This is a genomic window from Neochlamydia sp. AcF95, assembly GCF_018342455.1.
Lineage (GTDB): Bacteria > Chlamydiota > Chlamydiia > Chlamydiales > Parachlamydiaceae > Neochlamydia.
In genome coordinates this window covers 1-18,078 of record NZ_JAEMUC010000068.1, presented here as the reverse complement: position 1 = coordinate 18,078, position 18,078 = coordinate 1, and the positions used below count along the sequence as shown (strand labels likewise).

General features: G+C 39.5%; 15 protein-coding genes. 9 read left to right on the top strand and 6 right to left on the bottom strand.

Annotated features, from left to right (window positions below):
• Positions 1–20: 20 nt before the first annotated feature.
• Positions 21–4,220, top strand: a complete 4,200-nt coding sequence (rpoC, locus tag NEOC95_RS08105) for a DNA-directed RNA polymerase subunit beta' (protein WP_213152456.1) — start codon at positions 21–23, stop codon at positions 4,218–4,220.
• Positions 4,221–5,041: 821 nt separating this feature from the next.
• On the opposite strand, the gene tal is transcribed toward rpoC, so the two are convergent.
• The 5 genes from tal to NEOC95_RS08080 form a co-directional block, all read right to left on the bottom strand.
• On the bottom strand, positions 5,042–6,013 hold the full coding sequence (gene tal / locus NEOC95_RS08100; protein ID WP_213152455.1) for a transaldolase: 972 nt from the start codon (positions 6,011–6,013) through the stop codon (positions 5,042–5,044).
• A complete protein-coding gene (locus tag NEOC95_RS08095; protein ID WP_166155225.1) occupies positions 6,006–6,392 on the bottom strand; it encodes a hypothetical protein in 387 nt (128 codons plus the stop codon). Before NEOC95_RS08095 ends, tal begins: the two co-directional genes overlap by 8 nt.
• A gap of 718 nt (positions 6,393–7,110) precedes the next feature.
• Positions 7,111–7,521 carry a hypothetical protein gene (locus tag NEOC95_RS08090; RefSeq protein ID WP_166155227.1) on the bottom strand — a complete coding sequence of 137 codons (411 nt, stop codon included), beginning with the start codon at positions 7,519–7,521 and terminating at the stop codon, positions 7,111–7,113.
• Between the two features lie 108 nt (positions 7,522–7,629).
• Positions 7,630–7,866 (bottom strand): hypothetical protein, encoded by a 237-nt coding sequence (locus NEOC95_RS08085; protein WP_166155229.1) that lies wholly within the window; start codon positions 7,864–7,866, stop codon positions 7,630–7,632.
• 199 nt (positions 7,867–8,065) lie between these two features.
• A complete protein-coding gene (locus NEOC95_RS08080; protein ID WP_213152454.1) occupies positions 8,066–8,887 on the bottom strand; it encodes a hypothetical protein in 822 nt (273 codons plus the stop codon).
• Positions 8,888–9,083: 196 nt separating this feature from the next.
• Here NEOC95_RS08080 and NEOC95_RS08075 point away from each other — a divergent pair, with 196 nt between their 5' ends.
• The 7 genes from NEOC95_RS08075 to NEOC95_RS08045 all read left to right on the top strand — a co-directional run bounded on the left by NEOC95_RS08075 (position 9,084) and on the right by NEOC95_RS08045 (position 16,811).
• Positions 9,084–9,710 (top strand): V-type ATP synthase subunit E, encoded by a 627-nt coding sequence (locus tag NEOC95_RS08075; RefSeq protein ID WP_213152453.1) that lies wholly within the window; start codon positions 9,084–9,086, stop codon positions 9,708–9,710.
• A 5-nt stretch (positions 9,711–9,715) separates the two neighbouring features.
• A complete protein-coding gene (locus NEOC95_RS08070; protein ID WP_213152452.1) occupies positions 9,716–10,501 on the top strand; it encodes a DUF2764 family protein in 786 nt (261 codons plus the stop codon).
• Entirely contained in the window at positions 10,498–12,282 is a 1,785-nt protein-coding gene (locus tag NEOC95_RS08065) for a V-type ATP synthase subunit A (RefSeq protein ID WP_166155237.1), read from the top strand. Before NEOC95_RS08070 ends, NEOC95_RS08065 begins: the two co-directional genes overlap by 4 nt.
• 13 nt (positions 12,283–12,295) lie before the next feature.
• A complete protein-coding gene (locus NEOC95_RS08060) occupies positions 12,296–13,615 on the top strand; it encodes a V-type ATP synthase subunit B (RefSeq protein ID WP_166155239.1) in 1,320 nt (439 codons plus the stop codon).
• A 173-nt stretch (positions 13,616–13,788) separates the two neighbouring features.
• Positions 13,789–14,436 carry a V-type ATP synthase subunit D gene (locus tag NEOC95_RS08055; RefSeq protein ID WP_213152451.1) on the top strand — a complete coding sequence of 216 codons (648 nt, stop codon included), beginning with the start codon at positions 13,789–13,791 and terminating at the stop codon, positions 14,434–14,436.
• Entirely contained in the window at positions 14,433–16,358 is a 1,926-nt protein-coding gene (locus tag NEOC95_RS08050; RefSeq protein ID WP_213152450.1) for a V-type ATP synthase subunit I domain-containing protein, read from the top strand. The genes NEOC95_RS08055 and NEOC95_RS08050 overlap by 4 nt, the downstream gene beginning before the upstream one ends.
• A gap of 27 nt (positions 16,359–16,385) precedes the next feature.
• Positions 16,386–16,811 carry an ATP synthase subunit C gene (locus tag NEOC95_RS08045; protein WP_347566633.1) on the top strand — a complete coding sequence of 142 codons (426 nt, stop codon included), beginning with the start codon at positions 16,386–16,388 and terminating at the stop codon, positions 16,809–16,811.
• 512 nt (positions 16,812–17,323) lie between these two features.
• On the opposite strand, the gene NEOC95_RS08040 is transcribed toward NEOC95_RS08045, so the two are convergent.
• Complete coding sequence (locus NEOC95_RS08040; RefSeq protein WP_166155247.1) at positions 17,324–17,488, bottom strand: hypothetical protein; 165 nt, start codon at positions 17,486–17,488, stop codon at positions 17,324–17,326.
• Between the two features lie 279 nt (positions 17,489–17,767).
• Between NEOC95_RS08040 and NEOC95_RS08035 the strand changes: the two genes are divergently transcribed.
• Complete coding sequence (locus NEOC95_RS08035; protein ID WP_213152449.1) at positions 17,768–18,004, top strand: hypothetical protein; 237 nt, start codon at positions 17,768–17,770, stop codon at positions 18,002–18,004.
• Positions 18,005–18,078 lie beyond the last annotated feature (74 nt).

The window sequence follows — 18,078 nt, the reverse complement described above, 5'->3', positions numbered from 1 at the left end:
TTTATTAAGAGGATACAAGCATGACAGACAATCAAAGAGATGAGCAGCAATTTGATAAGCTCACGATCAAAATTGCATCTGATGATATCATCAGAAATCAATGGTCGCGTGGAGAAATTAAAAAGCCTGAGACGATCAATTATCGAACTTTTAAGCCAGAAAAAGGCGGCTTGTTTTGTGAAAAGATTTTCGGCCCTACACGCGATTGGGAATGCGCTTGCGGAAAATATAAAAAAATCAAGCATAAAGGGATTGTTTGCGATCGCTGTGGTGTCGAAGTCACTCTCTCCAAAGTACGCCGTGAAAGAATGGCCCATATCGAATTAGCTGTGCCCGTTGTGCATATTTGGTTTTTTAAAACTATGCCTTCGCGTATTGGAAATGTTTTGGGTATGTCTTCGACCGATCTAGAGAGGGTCATTTATTATGAAGAGTATGTAGTTACAGATCCAGGTAACACAGACCTTGAGAAAAAACAATTGCTTAACGATGTCGAATACCGAGAAGCGCAAGAAAAATATGGCCGAGATTCTTTTAAAGCTAAAATGGGTGCTGAAGCTGTCACCGATTTGCTGGCTACAGAGGATTTACAGTCTGTTTTAGTTGAGCTGAAAGAAAAGTTGCGTAAAACTAAATCCATGCAAGCGCGCATGAAGCTAGCTAAGCGTCTTAAAATTGTAGAAAGCTTTGTTTCCTCTACTAATAAGCCGGAGTGGATGGTCATGGCATGTGTACCTGTCATTCCACCTGATTTAAGACCCCTCGTTCCTTTAGATGGTGGTAGATTTGCTACCTCTGATCTTAACGATCTTTACCGCCGCGTAATCAATCGCAATAATCGTCTTAAAGCTATTCTTAAGCTCAAAACCCCTGAAGTGATTATCCGCAACGAAAAACGTATGTTGCAAGAAGCTGTAGATGCTTTATTTGATAATGGCCGCCATGGACATCCAGTTATGGGAGCTGGTAACCGCCCTCTTAAGTCTTTATCAGAAATGCTTAAAGGTAAACAAGGGCGTTTCCGCCAAAACCTTTTGGGTAAAAGGGTTGACTACTCAGGACGCTCAGTAATTATTGTCGGTCCAGAGCTAAAATTTAACCAATGCGGTCTACCGAAGCTAATGGCTCTTGAGCTATTCGAGCCCTTTATTGTAAAACGCTTGAAAGATTTGGGCTATGTTTATACCATACGCTCAGCTAAAAAAATGATCCAACGTCATGCTCCTGAGGTGTGGGACGTCCTGGAAGATATCATTAAAGGGCATCCTGTTCTACTCAACCGGGCACCTACTTTGCACCGCCTAGGTATTCAAGCTTTCGAGCCTGTACTCATTGAAGGGAAAGCTATCCGCATTCATCCTCTAGTGTGCGCTGCCTTTAACGCTGACTTTGACGGAGACCAGATGGCAGTTTATGTGCCTTTATCTATCGAAGCACAATTGGAAGCTAAGCTTTTGATGATGGCTCCTGATAACATTTTCTTGCCCTCCTCAGGTAAGCCTGTAGCTGTTCCTTCGCAAGATATGACCCTTGGCCTTTATTATCTGATGCATGATCCTCTTTATTTCCCTGAAGAGCATGGACAGAAAATACGTGTTTTCCGCGATGCCCAGGAAGTGCTGATGGCTTTACATGCTGGTGGAAGTTATAACTGGTATGAATATGAAAAGGGTGGCAAGCGTATAGATGATGAAGCCACAAATAAAGTGCATTACAGCCGTGGCGTACGTATTCATGAGTTAATCAAAGTTAGAACAGAAGCAGGTATTATTGAAACTACACCTGGACGGGTGCTTTTCAATATGATTGTACCTAAAGAAATGGGTTTTCAAAATTACAGCTTGCCTAAGAAAAAGATGTCAGAGCTAGTCATGGATTGTTATAAAAAAGCTGGGTTGGAAGCCACAGTACGTTTTCTTGACAATCTAAAATCTTTAGGTTTTTCTGAAGCTACCAAAGCAGCTTTATCGATGGGAGTATGTGATGTACGCATTCCTGAGATTAAAGGCAAAATTTTGCAAGAAGCGCATGAGCGTGTAGCCCAAGTTAAAAAGCAATATGAAGAAGGGATTATTACCGATGGGGAGCGACACTCTAAAACTATCAGTATTTGGACAGAAGTCTCTGAACAGGTTTCTGAAGAGCTATTTAAACTTGTAGGAGAAGTCAAAGAATCCAAACGTAATCCTTTATATATGATGTTAGATTCCGGCGCACGTGGTAACAAGTCACAGATTAGGCAGTTAGGTGCATTGCGGGGCTTGATGGCAAAGCCGTCAGGCGCAATTATCGAATCGCCTATTACCTCTAACTTCCGCGAAGGATTAACGGTTCTTGAATATTCGATCTCTTCTCACGGTGCCCGTAAAGGTCTGGCAGATACAGCTTTAAAAACTGCTGACTCCGGCTATCTTACGCGTCGTTTAGTTGATGTGGCCCAAGATGTGATCATTACCGAAGAAGATTGCGGAACTTTAAATGGTATTGAAGTATCAGCGATTAAGCAAGGGCAAGAGGAATTATTGCCTTTAAAAGATCGTATTTTTGGCCGTACTGTCTCTGATGAAATTTATCTGCCCGGCGATAGTACAAAATTACTGGCTAAAGCAGGCGATGTCTTGACTATCCAACAAGCCGAGGCTATTGATGACTCAGGTATTGAACATATTAGGATTCGTTCGGTGTTAACCTGCGAAACGCGCCGAGGAGTATGCTCAAAGTGCTATGGTCTTAACTTGGCAAATGGGCGGACTGTTGGCCAAGGTGAAGCGGTAGGTATTATTGCTGCCCAGTCTATTGGTGAACCTGGTACACAGCTGACAATGCGTACTTTCCACTTAGGTGGTATTGCCTCAGCAAGCGTAAGCCCTGAGATTATTACCGAACAAGAAGGAATAGTGATCTACACAGATCTTCGTGTCGTACAAAATGATGAAGGATTGTGGATTGCATTGAACAAAAATGGGTCCTTAAACATTGTACGAGATGAAGGACGCACGATTGAAGAGTATAAAAAATTACTTAGCACAAAATCGATCGAAGCTCTTCAAACTTTCACGGTAGAATTGGGTACGAAAATTTTAGTGCCCGATGGATCAAAAGTGAAATTAGGTAAGAAAATTGCTGAATGGGAGCAACACAATATTCCCATTATTTGCGATCGTCCGGGCTACGTTAAATACGAAGATCTTGTGGAGGGTATCTCGACAGAACGAGATGTTAATAAGCAAACGGGCCAGACAGAATTGGTTGTCAAGCAGCACCGTGGTGAACTTCATCCTCAAATTGTAATCTATGCTGATAAGGAATGTACAGAACTTGTAGGCACTTATCCTATTCCTTCGGGAGCCATTATTTCAGTAGCTGAAGGGCAATATTCTAGTGGTGGTAAGCTTCTTGCTAGATTGCCTCGTGGAGCCTTGAAAACAAAAGATATTACAGGAGGTCTTCCTCGTGTGGCTGAGCTCTTTGAGGCTCGTAAGCCGAAAGACTCGGCGGAAATAGCTAAAATTGACGGGGTGGTAGATTTTCGTGGTGTACAAAAGAACAAGCGAATAGTCGTAGTACGTGATGAAGTATCAGGAATGGAGGAAGAACATCTCATTTCTCATACTAAGCACTTAATCGTTCAGCGTGGCGACCATGTTATTAAAGGTCAACAGCTGACTGATGGCATCGTCATCCCTCATGAGATCCTGGAAGTGTGTGGGGTACGGGAACTACAGAAATATCTTGTGAATCAAGTACAAGAGGTTTATCGCCTCCAGGGTGTGGATATCAATGATAAACACATTGAGATTATCGTACGTCAGATGCTCAAAAAAGTGCGTGTGCTGGATCCAGGCGATACCAGTATGTTGTTCGGTGAAGAGATAGACAAACGAGAATTTGAGCAAGAAAATAATAAGGTGATTAAAGAAGGCGGTAAAGCGGGACAAGGAGTTCCTGTCCTGTTGGGTATCACGAAAGCTTCATTGAGCACCGAATCCTTTATTTCAGCTGCTTCTTTCCAAGATACTACCCGTGTATTGACAGAAGCTGCTTGTGCAGGTAAGACTGACTATTTGATGGGCTTTAAAGAAAACGTCATCATGGGACATATCATCCCCGGCGGGACAGGCTTTGCCTATCATAAGCGAGTTAAAAAGTTTGTCGACAAAGAGCACGAGGAAGAGCTGTTGTTTGACTTTGAAGATGAACCTATAGAAGTTTCTGTGTAAAATAATAGAGCTTCTACTTCTACTGCTCTTAAAAAAGGGAGCAATTCGCTACCCTTTGCCAAGCGTATTAACTATCCATCAAAGATAAACTCTTGATGGATAGTTTTTTTATTTAGCAAGAAGCTAAAAAGCTTATCTTTCTTTCTAGCTGGCCTTAATACTACGAAAGTCTAGATAGCTCCATTTTTTAAAGTCATAGTTACTAGGTCTAATTTAAAAAGGGTGGCCCGAAGAGTATGGGCTTTTCCCCAATCCCTTAAAGTTTATCCTAAGCTATTTTAATCATACGCTTTTAAATAGCTTTATACGCTGCTAGAGAGTTTGGAAAGTTGGCGTTAATAGCAATGAGAGATTAAAAAGCTGATTTTTTAATAAAGAGCTTAAGTCTTTTTAAGCACAATTTTATACCTTTTAAAGAAGCTACCGTCTGCATCACCAAAAAAGAAATCAACCTTTTTCCAGGCTGACTCTACCCGTAAAAACAAGCTTTTTACTAAGTATATGATTACATAAAGAACTGCTCGAAGGCATATTATTTTCAATTTTGTAGACGCTAGCAAAACTTTTTAAAGTTTTTTAAGCAAAATTTTTTTGCTGTTCCTTTGCCTTGTTGCTCTTAACCAGGCTTATCGTTTTGCAACTACTCTTTTAATCCAGGAAAGTTGTGGGGAAAGATAGACAAGAAAAGATAGAAAACAGAGAGAAAAATAAGCTTTACCAATCTATGGAAAGCTTATAGGTAGAAAGCTTATAAATTTTTTAGATAGACTTTGAAAAGACTTTAAGCTTCCTACCTCGATTGGCTAGTATGAGTAGCTACCTTAGAAAGATAAGCTGTAGCTATCAGCCATATATTGTTCGAGTTTAACCGAATCTTCAGCAAATTTGCGTATACCTTCAGCTAATTTTTCTGTAGCCATCGCATTGTCATTTAACATTAAACGGAAGCTTTTCTCATCTAGATTAATTTTCTCTAAGTTCAAATGACGAGCTTGATCAGCATTAAGCTTACGAGGAACAGGGCCTTGAGTATTTTTAAGCTTTTCTAAAAGGGAAGGGGCTATTGTTAGCAGATCACAGCCGGCAAGTTCAAGAATTTCATCGACATTGCGGAAGCTTGCACCCATCACTTGCGTTTTGTATCCAAATTTCTTCAAGTAGTTGTAAATTTGGGTAACGGATTGCACACCTGGATCTTCTGAAGGGGCATAACCACTTGCATTTTCATTCTTTTTATACCAGTCCAAAATGCGCCCTACAAAGGGAGAAATAAGAGTAGCCTTAACGTCCGCACAAGCTATGGCTTGTGGTAAGCTGAATAATAGAGTCATATTACAATGAATGCCTTCATTTTCAAGTTCTTGTGCTGCTCGTGTGCTTTCCCATGTAGAAGCTAATTTGATAAGCACGCGTTCCTTGTTGATTCCTGCCTCTTCATATAATTTTATAAGAGTATGCGCTTTACGAATGCTCTCATCCCTATCAAATGAAAGACGCGCATCCACTTCCGTTGAAACTCGTCCGGGAACAAGTCGTAAGATTTCTATTCCAAAGTTAACGAATAACTTGTCCATCATTAAAGTACGCATTTCTTTAGAATTGGCAGCTTTCTTTTTAGCGTATTGGACAGCATCATCAAGCAAATGTTTATATTGCGATTGTTGGGTAGCAGCCAAAATTAAGGAGGGATTAGTGGTAGCATCTGTAGGGGTGAACTTTTTTATAGTATCAATGTCGCCCGTATCTACCACGATAGTAGTTATTTGTTTAAGCTGTTCAAGTTGACTAGACATGATAAGTTTCCTTTTCTAAGGGAGTATCTTTAAGAGGTTCTATACGAAATCGGATGCTAACAGGTTGATCACCTATTAGCAAGTCTAAACTAGAAGTAAAACGCGTAAGTAGCAATTTATAAGGAATTTTGACATGTTTATCTAGAAGATCAATCCCTACTACCGTATTGCCTAAAATCTCTTCCGAATCGATAATTTGACGGCACAGTAAAGCGAATTTTTTAAGTTGCCTAATCAGTGTTTCATCATGGAAAACATATTTTTTATAGCAGCTGGAGCATTGGATGCAATGGCTAAGCTGATCGAGTTCAAAGATCGAAAATGAGACTTGTTGCTTACATTGTTGGCAATCAAACTGAAGAATATGTCCTTTTTGCATAGTTGTTCCTTTTTTTTCACGATTTTACAGCTTACCTAGGAATAGAGCAAACTTTTTTAGTCATTTTGCGGGGTTAAACTAGAAATACTTGCTAAGATTATTTAAATTAGCTAGGTAGAGTTTGAAAGTGAGCAAACTTACAGAAATTGTGAAACTTTTGCTATAATAATTTAGGGAAAGAAGGATTATCAAAATGCTATTTGTGCTTTCGATAAAATTAGGCGTCTCGCGAGCAAAGGCATACTTTATAAAGCCTTTGTAGCTCCCTTTGAAACCATAGATTTTTAATGATCTGTATGGTTAAAAAATATAAAAGGTGTCCTCAGTTTATGAACGAGTATATCCATTCTTAAGTTATCCTCAGTTGTTCGAAAGAGTTAGGTAAAAAACCTCTACCGAAGAGCTGATAATCGATACAAGCAAGCAAATTTTAAAAAAGTTTCCTGAGTGAGGTATAAGCTAATCGAGGTAATCATTGTGTTTAAAGAAACTGCGTTTGTACGATCCTACAGGGATGAGCTCTTTGTGAAAGCTGGCTTTTTCATGATAAACAGGCTTATATTAAGACGATGATTACATGCCGAGCTATTTTTAAAAGTCTCTCATTTGGGGGATAAGCTTAGCGATTGTAAGCTATCTCCTCTGCTCCTCTTAAAATTTTTTAAGAGGGAATAAGATCCTAAAAGAAGAAGTGGGGTAAAAGGCGGATGATTGGTGGTCAATAAGTTAGCTTGCTGTAATGGGCTGTAAAATGCTCGTGGGTAAGTAGGGTCGATCGATTAGATACCACTATTGTTACTTTTTTATGGTCAAGAAGCGAGGAGATGATTAATGAACAGGCATTTTCAGGTAACAAAATACGCTGGTTACCTTGGAGAAGAAAGGCCGAATAGTAGTGTTCTTGCTCATCCACATGAATAGCGACGGGAAGAGTAGCGTGTCCAGCGAGGTCTTTTCTTTCAGTTTGAAACTCTAAGCCTTTAGCATTAAGGTAGATTAACTGTTCTCGAGAGGTTTTAATGATCTCCACTTCTACTTCAGAAAGTGCATTCTCAGCAGGAAGGTATAAACGCGAGCCTGTGAATTTGCGGTAGGATGCTTTATTGCATTTAAGCTTCCACTGTCTCATAGATGTTGAACAGGAGGAGAGTATAACAAGCAAGAAAAGGGCTAGATGAGCCCCTTTCTTTGTAATCTTTTTGCATGGTTGCAGCATCTCATGCATTACTATTGTGAATTAATGAGCGTGGCCGTGTCCATGTCCGTGGCTTCTATTCTGTACCGCTACAGCAATAATAGCAACAGCTGCAATGGTTCCAAGTGCAATCGCTGGTGCTAAGCTATGGGCTTGGCGAGATTCTTCATAGCAAATTCCACCTACATTGCTAACATATTCTTGAGCACTAATATCTACAGTGGAACCGCATATCGCTAACAGAGTTGTCAAAGCAATCATCTTTTTGAATTTTTTCATGTTTACGTACTCCTTTGGTACCTTGTGTTGGTGTTAAAAATTATAAATATATGCATCAATGCTGTTATGGCATATAAAATCATTTTCTGCAATTTTTTTTCTTTTCTTTTATATTAGCTATTGAGAAAAAAATTTTTTTCTCCTTGTGTATTAAAGAGATATAAGATGAAAAATCTTCTTTCCTTTTGTTGTGTTCCTTCTAATTCAGTAACTTAGTGTAGTAGTTTGCAATTAAAGCGTTTTGTTCTTCAGGGCTTAGCTCATTATAATTACGTTTTAGCATGGCTTTAAATGGGCTCCAATGATGATTCTGAAAATCAGGATGGTAAAAGATCTGTTCTTTCCAGTTAGCTTGAGAGAGAGAAGAGGGGGTAGCCTGCGCCTTAGCTAAAGCTGCATCGAAAGTCTGTTGAATTTTTGCAAAAGCATTTTCAAGATGAGTTTTTTTCACAGGATCTTTTACTACATCTAAAATGTTATCATAGATCTGTAAGGAGCGTAATGCTTGGTAAAACTCCTGATAAAACCTGGCGAATTCCTGTTTAGCTGCAGTCGCAGTCAGCACATAAGCATACTTGTTTCTGACAATAATAGCATGCATAAGTTTTTCTCCGCCCCATTTCGAGCGCATGTCGACTTGCGATAAACTAGCCTCGCCTGCTTTTGTTTTTAATATTCCTAGATCTTTCCAACTATCTCCATGGGCCTCATTAATTTTCTTTATGCTTTTCAAGTAATCCTTAAGTGTGCCATCATAAGGCTCAATCAATAGATTCATAGTGGGAGGCATTTCATTTTGTACTTTAGGCCCAACTACCATATATTTGATATGCGCAGATAAAGCCTCTTGGTCCGCTGTCAGCCATCCCTTAGGCGGAATGAAAATAGCTACACTAGGAGAGTTAGAACTGTGGTCTATTCTTGGAGAGGCCAATTCTTCAACGGCCTCTAATCGGCTAAGTAAAATTAGACTCAATCCTATTAAAGAAATAGAGCGTAAAAATTTATATAATTTTTTCATAGGTCCTTAAGTAGGAAAAACTAGATAATTTATTACCATGGGAGATATATTTTTAGCGAGCAAAATGTCTTGAAAAAATCTAAGCAAGCTAAATAACATTCTGAATAACAATGGCTCTTTTCCCCTTTGGCACCTTTATTTTTTAAAGCTGTCAGATTTTTATAATGAGAGATAACACCGCTAGAGGATGAGTACAATGAAGACATTAGAGAAAGGTCAAGATAAAATAAAAAAAATTTCCGAGCAATTGAGAAGCGAGATTTTAGAACCTGCAAAAGAAGAAGCTAAAAAAATCATCCAAGAGGCTGAGCAAAAAGCTGATCGTATCATTGAAGAAGCCGAAAAGCATGTGGAAACTTTAATTCAGGCGGGACGTAAAACTCTTGAACAAGAACGCCATGTATTCCATTCATCTCTACAACAAGCCTCTAAGCAATCTGTAGAAGCTCTAAAGCAAACAATTGAGCATAATCTTTTTAATGATCAACTCAATACGCTACTTAATCAGTCAACGATTAACCCTAAAGTGATCGCTGATCTAATTGCCACCTTGATAAAAGCCATCGAGAAGGAAGGCCTGGCCGGAGATTTGTCGGCCGTTGTACCGCATACTGTCTCTACTAAAGAAGTCAATGATTTGCTAGCTGATGGCATCCTTAAGCGCTTGAAAGATCAAAGCGTGGTGGTAGGAGATTTTAAAGGCGGAGTAAAGATAAAATTTATTGACAAATGCTTAACGATCGATATGAGTGATGAAACTTTAAAAGATTTAATTTCACGTTATGTACGTAAAGACTTTCGCAAATTCTTTTTTGGTAGTTAAGCACTATGAACCGTCAATATTATTTTGTGGGAACTTCATTACCTCCTCTCCATTTAGGTGAAAAGCCTGAGATTAGTTGGAGAGATTTGCAAAGATTGCTAGCGGACAATCTTGCAGAAGCTGACTATGTCCAAACCCAAGTTTTAAGGCGTTACTATGATCTCCTTAATATTCGTTCTTATCTAAAAAAAGAACCTATCGATAAATATGGTAACCTAGACTTGAACGAGCTAGAAGAAACCATTGTAGATGAGGCGGCTTTGCTGCCTTCTTATATGATGGAATATTTAGAGCGCTATGAAAGTAAAGAAGCTCGTATTGATCATTTTCCGCAGCTTATGACAGCTTTTTTTAGAGAAGAGGTGGTAAGCACCCAAGGTTTCTTAAAAAGTTACCTTAGTTTTGAGAAAAACTTACGACTCATCCTAACCGCCTATAGAGCAAAAAAATTAGAGCGCGATATGGCTAAAGAGCTTCAATTTGAAAATTTTGATGAAGATATAGTGGTGCAATTAATTTCTCAAAAAGATTCCAAAACATTTGAGCCCCCAGCAGGTTTTGAAGAATTAAAAACCATTCTAGATGAGAAACATACTACTCCTTTAGCTTTACAAAAAGCATTAAATGAATATCGTTTAAAAACCCTTGAAAAGGTAAGAGGTTTAAATGTCTTTTCCTTTGATAGCATATTAGCTTATCTAGCTAGCTTTATTCTCGTGGAGAAGTGGAGCGCTTTAGACAAAGAACAGGGATTACAAATTGTAGATACTATCATTAAAGGAAAACTATGAGCGCTGATACAACAGTAGAACAAGAAAAAATAAGCTTGAGTAAAGGAAAAGTTGTGAAAGCTTTTGGCAACTTGCTGCAGGTGGAATTTGAAGGTCATATTCGTCAGGGCGAAATAGCTATGGTTGATGTGCAAGGCGTTGATCTTAAGGCAGAGGTAATTGAAATTATAGGGAACGAAGCTAAAGTTCAAGTGTATGAAGATACGACGGGGATTGAATATGGCACCTCGGTCAGATTCATGGGAGATCTTCTGGAAGCTGAATTGGGCCCTGGCCTGTTAACCTCTATTTTAGATGGTCTTCAAAATCCTTTGGAAAATGTGGCAGATGTAGCAGGCTTCTTTTTATCCAGAGGCGTCTATATTCCTGCCTTGGATAGGCAACGCCATTGGGAATACCTACCTGTAGCTAAGATAGGCGATGTTCTAACAAGAGGGGATACTTTAGGCACAACTATTGAAGAGCGTTTCAAGCATCATATCATGTTACCTTTTTCCCATTTTGGAAAATATAAAATCACTTGGGTTATTAAGCCAGGGACTTACAGTATTGATACCGTAGTAGCTAAAGCAATGGATGAAAATGGCTATGAGCATCAGTTTACGATGGTGCAAAAATGGCCTATTAAAACCTCACTGTTTGAAGGTGAGAAGATTAAGCCCTCTAAAATGATGGACACAGGCTTAAGGATTATTGATACGCAATTTCCTTTAATGAAAGGCGGCACTTTTTGCAGCCCAGGGCCTTTTGGAGCAGGTAAGACAGTCCTTCAACATCACCTTTCAAAATTTTCCTCCGTAGACATCGTTGTTCTCGTAGCTTGCGGGGAACGTGCAGGCGAAGTTGTAGAAATTCTGCGAGAGTTTCCTCATTTAATTGATCCCCATACTGATCAGACTTTAATGACTCGTACAGTAATTATATGTAATACTTCTTCCATGCCGGTAGCGGCACGCGAATCATCGATCTATATGGGTATTACCATTGCTGAATATTATCGCCAAATGGGCTTAGATATTCTTCTGTTAGCTGATTCTACTTCTCGCTGGGCGCAAGCTCTAAGAGAGATGTCTGGACGTCTTGAAGAGATTCCTGGCGAAGAGGCCTTCCCTGCCTATCTAGCCTCTCGTATTGCTGATTTTTATGAGCGCTCAGGAGCGATTTCTTTAAAAAATGGAAAGCAAGGTTCGGTCACTATTGGAGGCGCTGTATCACCGGCAGGAGGTAACTTTGAAGAACCTGTAACTCAAGCAACTTTAGCGGTTGTAGGAGCGTTTCTAGGTCTGTCGAGGGAACGTTCTGATTCTCGCAGATATCCAGCGATTGATCCTTTGATCTCTTGGTCTAAATATATCGATCAAGTAAGCCAGGAACTTGACGAGGAGTGTGAAGGGTGGGGAGAGATGGTTCAGACAGCGGAAACAATCTTACGCAAAGGTTATGAAATTGGTAAGCGTATGGAAGTAGTCGGCGAGGAGGGCACCGCGATTGAAGACATGGTAATCTTTCTTAAAGCTGAGCTTTACGATTTTGCCTATTTACAACAAAATGCTTTTGATAAAGAAGATGCATATTCTCCTCTCAAAAGGCAGATCATTACTTTTAAGTTAATCAATAAAGTTTTTGGCAAGCCCTTTAGATTTACGACTCATTATGAGGCACGTCAATATTTTAACAGCCTTCAAAACCAGATAAAAAATATGAACTTTATGTCGACAACTTCAAGCCACTATCGTGAAACATTTGCTCGTATTGAGCAGCTTATTGAAAAAGCAAACTAAAAGGTCAGCTGAGATGAAAAAAGTCTATGAAAGAATTAATGACATGCGGGGAAATCTGATTACTCTTATGGCGACGGACGTTAGCCTAGGAGAGTTAGCCCGAATTGACTTGCAAGATGGCCGTAGCGTCTATGCTTCCGTTTTACGAATTGAAGGAGAACGGGTAACCTTACAAGTCTTTCAAAATACACGCGGTATTTCTACTCAGGATAAAGTGATTTTTTTAAAACGCCAAATGCAAGCAGCTTTTGGTGATGCCCTTTTGGGACGCCGATTAAGTGGATCTGGCCTTCCCATTGATGGAGGTCCTGAAATTTTTGGCGAAAGTATCAACATTGGTACTCCTTCATTTAATCCTGTCAAGAGAATCGTTCCTCGTCAAATGGTACGTACTAATATCCCCATGATCGATGTCTTTAACTGCTTAGTTAAATCTCAAAAAATACCCATTTTTTCAGTGGCAGGCGAACCTTACAATCCTCTTTTAATGCGGATTGCTAATCAAACCGATGCAGACGTAGTGATTTTAGGGGGTATGGGGCTTACCTTTAAAGATTATCAAGCTTTTATTGATAATGCTGAGGCTTCAGGTTCTTTAAATAAAACGGTTATGTTTATCCATCGTGCTACAGATCCGGCTGTAGAGTGTTTGCTGGTGCCCGATATGGCGCTAGCTTGCGCTGAAAGATTTGCTATTGAGGGCAAACATGTCCTAGTTTTGCTAACAGATATGACTGCTTTTGCAGATTCGATTAAAGAAATAGCCATCACTATGGACCAAGTTCCTTCAAATAGAGGCTACCCAGGCTCCTTGTATTCTGATTTAGCTTCTCGATATGAGAAAGCTGTCTTAATTGAAGGGAGTGGGTCCATCACTATTGTAGGGGTTACTACGATGCCTGGAGATGATGTGACTCATCCAGTACCTGACAATACGGGTTATATTACTGAAGGCCAGTTTTATCTTCATAACCGTCAAATTGATCCTTTTGGCTCACTCTCTCGCTTAAAACAGCTAGTGATTGGCCATGTGACTCGCGAAGATCATGGGGATCTAGCCAACGGCATGATTCGGCTCTATGCAGAATCTAAGAAAGCTAAAGAGCGCCAAGGCATGGGTTTTAAGCTCTCTCACTGGGATGAGCAGCTGATTCATTACGCGCAGCTATTTGAAGAGCGTATGATGAAATTAGAGGTAAATCTTACTATCGAAGAAGCTTTAGACCTAGGATGGCGTATTTTAGCTGAATGTTTTAAATCCGATGAAATCGGCATTAAGCAAGCTTTAGTGGCCAAATATTGGCCTTCTAGTGTAGCGACAGAGGCAAGATAAGGGCAGAGAAGAAGAAAGCAAAATTAAGCTGGTAAAATTACTTATAACGATACACCTTAAATGTTTAAAATGTTGTTGCCTCCTTCTTTTTTGCTTGTTTATTTTTTAATGTGTTTAGATTGTGGGCTATTGAATCAGCTGGAATAGATGCTTAAATAATGTAGGAGTGAAAGTTGGCCGAATTTAAGTTAACGAAAAACGAACTTAGAATGCAGCAAAATAAGCTAGCGCAGTTACAAAAATACTTGCCTACGCTCCAACTTAAGAAAGCCATGCTACAAGTTGAAGTCAATGAAGCGCGTTCTGAAATTTTGAAATTAGAACATCACTATCATGCATTGCGCGGTGAGGTTAAAAGCTATGCAGAGCTCTTGTCTGATAAGTCAGAGATTGACCCCATGGGTGCTGCAAATATACTGGCCGTCCATAAACATTATGAAAATATCGCTGGCGTGGAAGTTCCTTACTTTGAGGGGGTCGATTTTGCAGATTTCCATTACTCCTTATTTGACACTCCACCTTGGTTGGATGGAGTCGTGCTCGGTGTGCGCGGCTTAGCAGAGGCTCAGGTGAAAATTGATATTGCTCAGGAGAAGAGAGCAGCTTTAGAAAATGAATTACGTGAAGTCGCTATTCGCGTAAACCTTTTTGAAAAAATCCTTATTCCACGCGCTCTTGGTAATATCAAAAAAATCAAAGTATTTTTAGGGGATCAACAGCTTGCAGCTGTATCGCGTGCTAAAGTAGCTAAATCTAAAATTGAGGGCCGTAAAAAGCATTTATTAGAACAAAGAGCTCTTCAAGCAGGAGAACAGCTATGAGAGTTGACCTAGAAAAATTTCTTATCGTCGGCTCAGAAGAGCAGCGGGCTTATTTCTTTGAGGAAGCTCAAAAAGCTGGGCTTATTCATTTTATTAATCCTCATCCTTCAGGCACCCAGGAGCTGCCCTCTTCTATTCAAGATACTCTAGCTGCTATAAAGATCTTACGTAGCTTACCTTTAATGGAGCAAGAGGATGTAGAAGAATATGAGCTTGCTGATCATTTGGCTAATGAGATTCTTCAGCTAAATCAGGAATTAATTAAGCTTACTGAAGATGAAAGGTTGACCCATCTTGAAATTATACGTGTTGAAGCATTTGGGGATTTTTCTCATGAGGATATAGCTTTTATTGAAAAAGAAGGAAAACAAACTATACAATTTTTCGCTGCTAAAACTGGAAGCGCAGAGCGCGAGGATCTCCCCACAGAGCTGATTGTTGTGAATAGCAATCATCACGGCCTAGATTACTTTATCTCTATCAGCAAAGAACCGATTCAGTATGATGGTTTGAGTGAGATGCAGGTTCCTCGCACGGCGAGTCAATTAAAAAAGCATTTAGCTTCCCTTAAAAAAGAGATCCGCACCGTTGAACATCGCCTCAAGGATTATGCTAAATATAACAGTTTTTTACATCGCGCCCTACTATTTAAATTTAATAGCTATCATCTTCAGGCGGCGTCAAGCTATTCCTCGGAGCCTTTAGAAGGCTTTTTATTTGCCGTTACAGGATGGATCCCTGTGGATAAAAAAGCTGATTTAAGGCTATTGGCCGAAAAGACAGATGTGCATATCGAGCAAGTCGCTATAGAGCCAGGCGAAATTGTTCCTACCTGCCTTGAGAATACAGGTTATGAAAAGATTGGAGAAGATCTAGTTGATATTTATGACACACCTTCCTCGACTGATAAAGATCCCTCCTGGTGGGTTTTAACATCATTTACCGCCTTTTTTGCTATGATTGTGGGCGATGCTGGATATGGCTTGATCTTTTTACTGATGGCCCTATTCATCCGTTATAAATATGCCAATTTGAAAGGCTTAGGGCATCGCGTATGGAAGCTTGCTCTTATCCTGAGTATAGCATGTATGGTTTGGGGTGCCTTGACGGCTTCATATTTTGGCATTCATTTGGATATTCATAGTCCTATTAGAAAGATATCTTTAATCCATCGGATGGTAGAGAAAAAAGGGGAGTATCATTTTTATCATAAAGATGATGTGTATGAAGAATTTGTCCAAGAGATTCCTCAATTAAAAGAATCTAAAACACCGACAGAATTTTTTGATAATGCCACAGTAATCAAGAAAGGAAAAGTTGAGCACCCGATGTATTTTAGATTCTACGATAACATCCTTTTCGAGATAGCATTAATGGTTGGAGTTGTCCATATCATTCTTTCCCTCCTTAGATATCTAGATCGTAATTGGAGTGCTATAGGATGGGTAATATTTATGCTTGGAGCTTATCTGTATATTCCTTATTACCTGAATGCTACCTCAATTATTCACTTTGCATTTGGTGTGCCCAAATCAATGGGAGAAGGAGGAGTCTATCTTGTCGGCGGAGGAATATTGATAGCCTTTATTTTAGGCCTATGCCAACATCGTTGGAAAGGTTTTCTGGAGCCTATGACCATTATCCAAATTTTTGCCGATGCGATGTCTTATTTACGTATTTACGCTCTTGGCTTAGCAGGAGCAATGGTTAGCTCTACCATCAATGAATTTGCCAGTGCCACTTTCTTTGCTATAGGTGCAGTCCTCTTTATACTCGGACATGCGACTAATATTGTTTTAAGCATTATGGGAGGTGTCATTCATGGCTTACGCCTTAATTTTCTTGAGTGGTATCACTATTCATTCGAGGGTGGCGGTAAAAAATTCAATCCTTTACGCCTTTTAAGCAAAGATAAAGATTAACATTTTCAATCATCAATTAGGAGAATTATCATGGATTTTAGCATGGCAGGACCTGCAATAGCTCTCGGGCTTAGTTTGATTGGCAGTTGTATTGGCTGTTATATTGCAGGCGCTGCTTCTCATGCGGCGATGAGCCGAACAGAAGAAGGACACGGCAAGTTTATTGGTATGTCTGCTGCTCCTTCCTCTCAATGTATCTACGGTTTTTTGGAGATGCTGCTAATGAGCAGAGCTATTCAAGAAGGGACACTTTCTCCCTTATCAGCGGTATTTATTGGACTAAGTGCTGGCGGTGCCATCATGCTTTCCTCTATTTATCAAGGTAAAGTTTGCGCGACAGGCATTCAAGCTACTTTAAAAGAGCCTTCCTTATTTGGTAAATGCTTTGCTGCTATCGGTATTATCGAATCGGTTTCTCTTTTCGCTTTTGTCTTTTCCTTATTAATCATGTAAAATTCAAATTCAGACCGTGAACAAACTAGGCGCCGGAACTTTTTAAGCACCGTGCGCCTCTTTTTCAAAGGTTCTGCTTATTTAAAAAGCCTTTTATACTAAGAGAGTGATCACAATGACAATTATCCTTAGCTTTGAAGGGAACAGTTTATTAGGTTGCACTTGGAAATTATTTTTAATAGAAAACGTTGTCTTCCTTGTAGGAAAGATTTAAAATTATATTAAGAGTTTAAACCGCTTAAGTCTCCTATTGTTAACTTCTCTTGTTAAGCGTTCGTTTAGATTCATCTACTTAAAAATCAGTAAAGACCTTCTTGTTCTTAGCTCGGCCTTGGTGCGTAAGGGGTCTAATAGCTCGTCCCTTTAAGACGCAGCCTTGTATTAACGCGAGTTATCGGGTAAGAAAACACTCTAAGATACCTTCAAACCATATCCTAAGCTGTAAGTCAACTCATTAACTTTTGTTTTTCCATGCAAGTCAATTGAATGCAGAGCTTACAGAGGCCGTAAGCCTAAGCTACTATTCCGCCGATTAGATTGATAAAAAAATTCCAAGGGCTACGCTGGCAATGATGTTCGATAAACCCTAAAGTTAGGCTTCCTCTTTGCACTAAAGCTTCGTTGTAATCAAACCCCTTAGAGGTAGGACGTATAGAGTAAGTGAACTTCTTTTCCATAGCTTGCCTATATTTTTGCTTTTGCAAGCTAAATTTTATAGCTCTTTAAGCGTTAATGAGCAATTTTATTGCACCCACTTCTTATCATTTACGCAACATCGCTAGAATGAAGTTGATTTTTTTGTTAGAAAAACTTAGGGTTAAATTAAGCAAAAAGTTTAAACACTTAGGCTCTTTAATTCCTTAAGCTAAAAAGATAGATCTTTCTTCTGGATAAAAGACAGCCAAATATGGGATTAACAATTTATATTAAACACATGTTTTCTAAGGAGAAAATGTATGACTAGCTTAACAGCGCCTGTATGTCGTAGTACTGCTATAGCATCTCGAGGGGCTGCCTCTCATGTTGTAGGGCAGTATGCATCTTTAGCTGTTACTAATCGTAAAGTTAACTTGCAAGCATTAAAGCTTGCCCTTCAAGAAAGTGCTTCTCAGACTACTCGTAAGCTTACGCAAAATTATAGCAAATACGTGGCTGATGTAAATTATGATGAATTTCCCACGGATGTAGATTAGACCTCTTTCGAAACTGGAATTAAATGTAAATTTTAGTAAAATGGTGACTCAACATTTAAAGGAGGCACCATGAA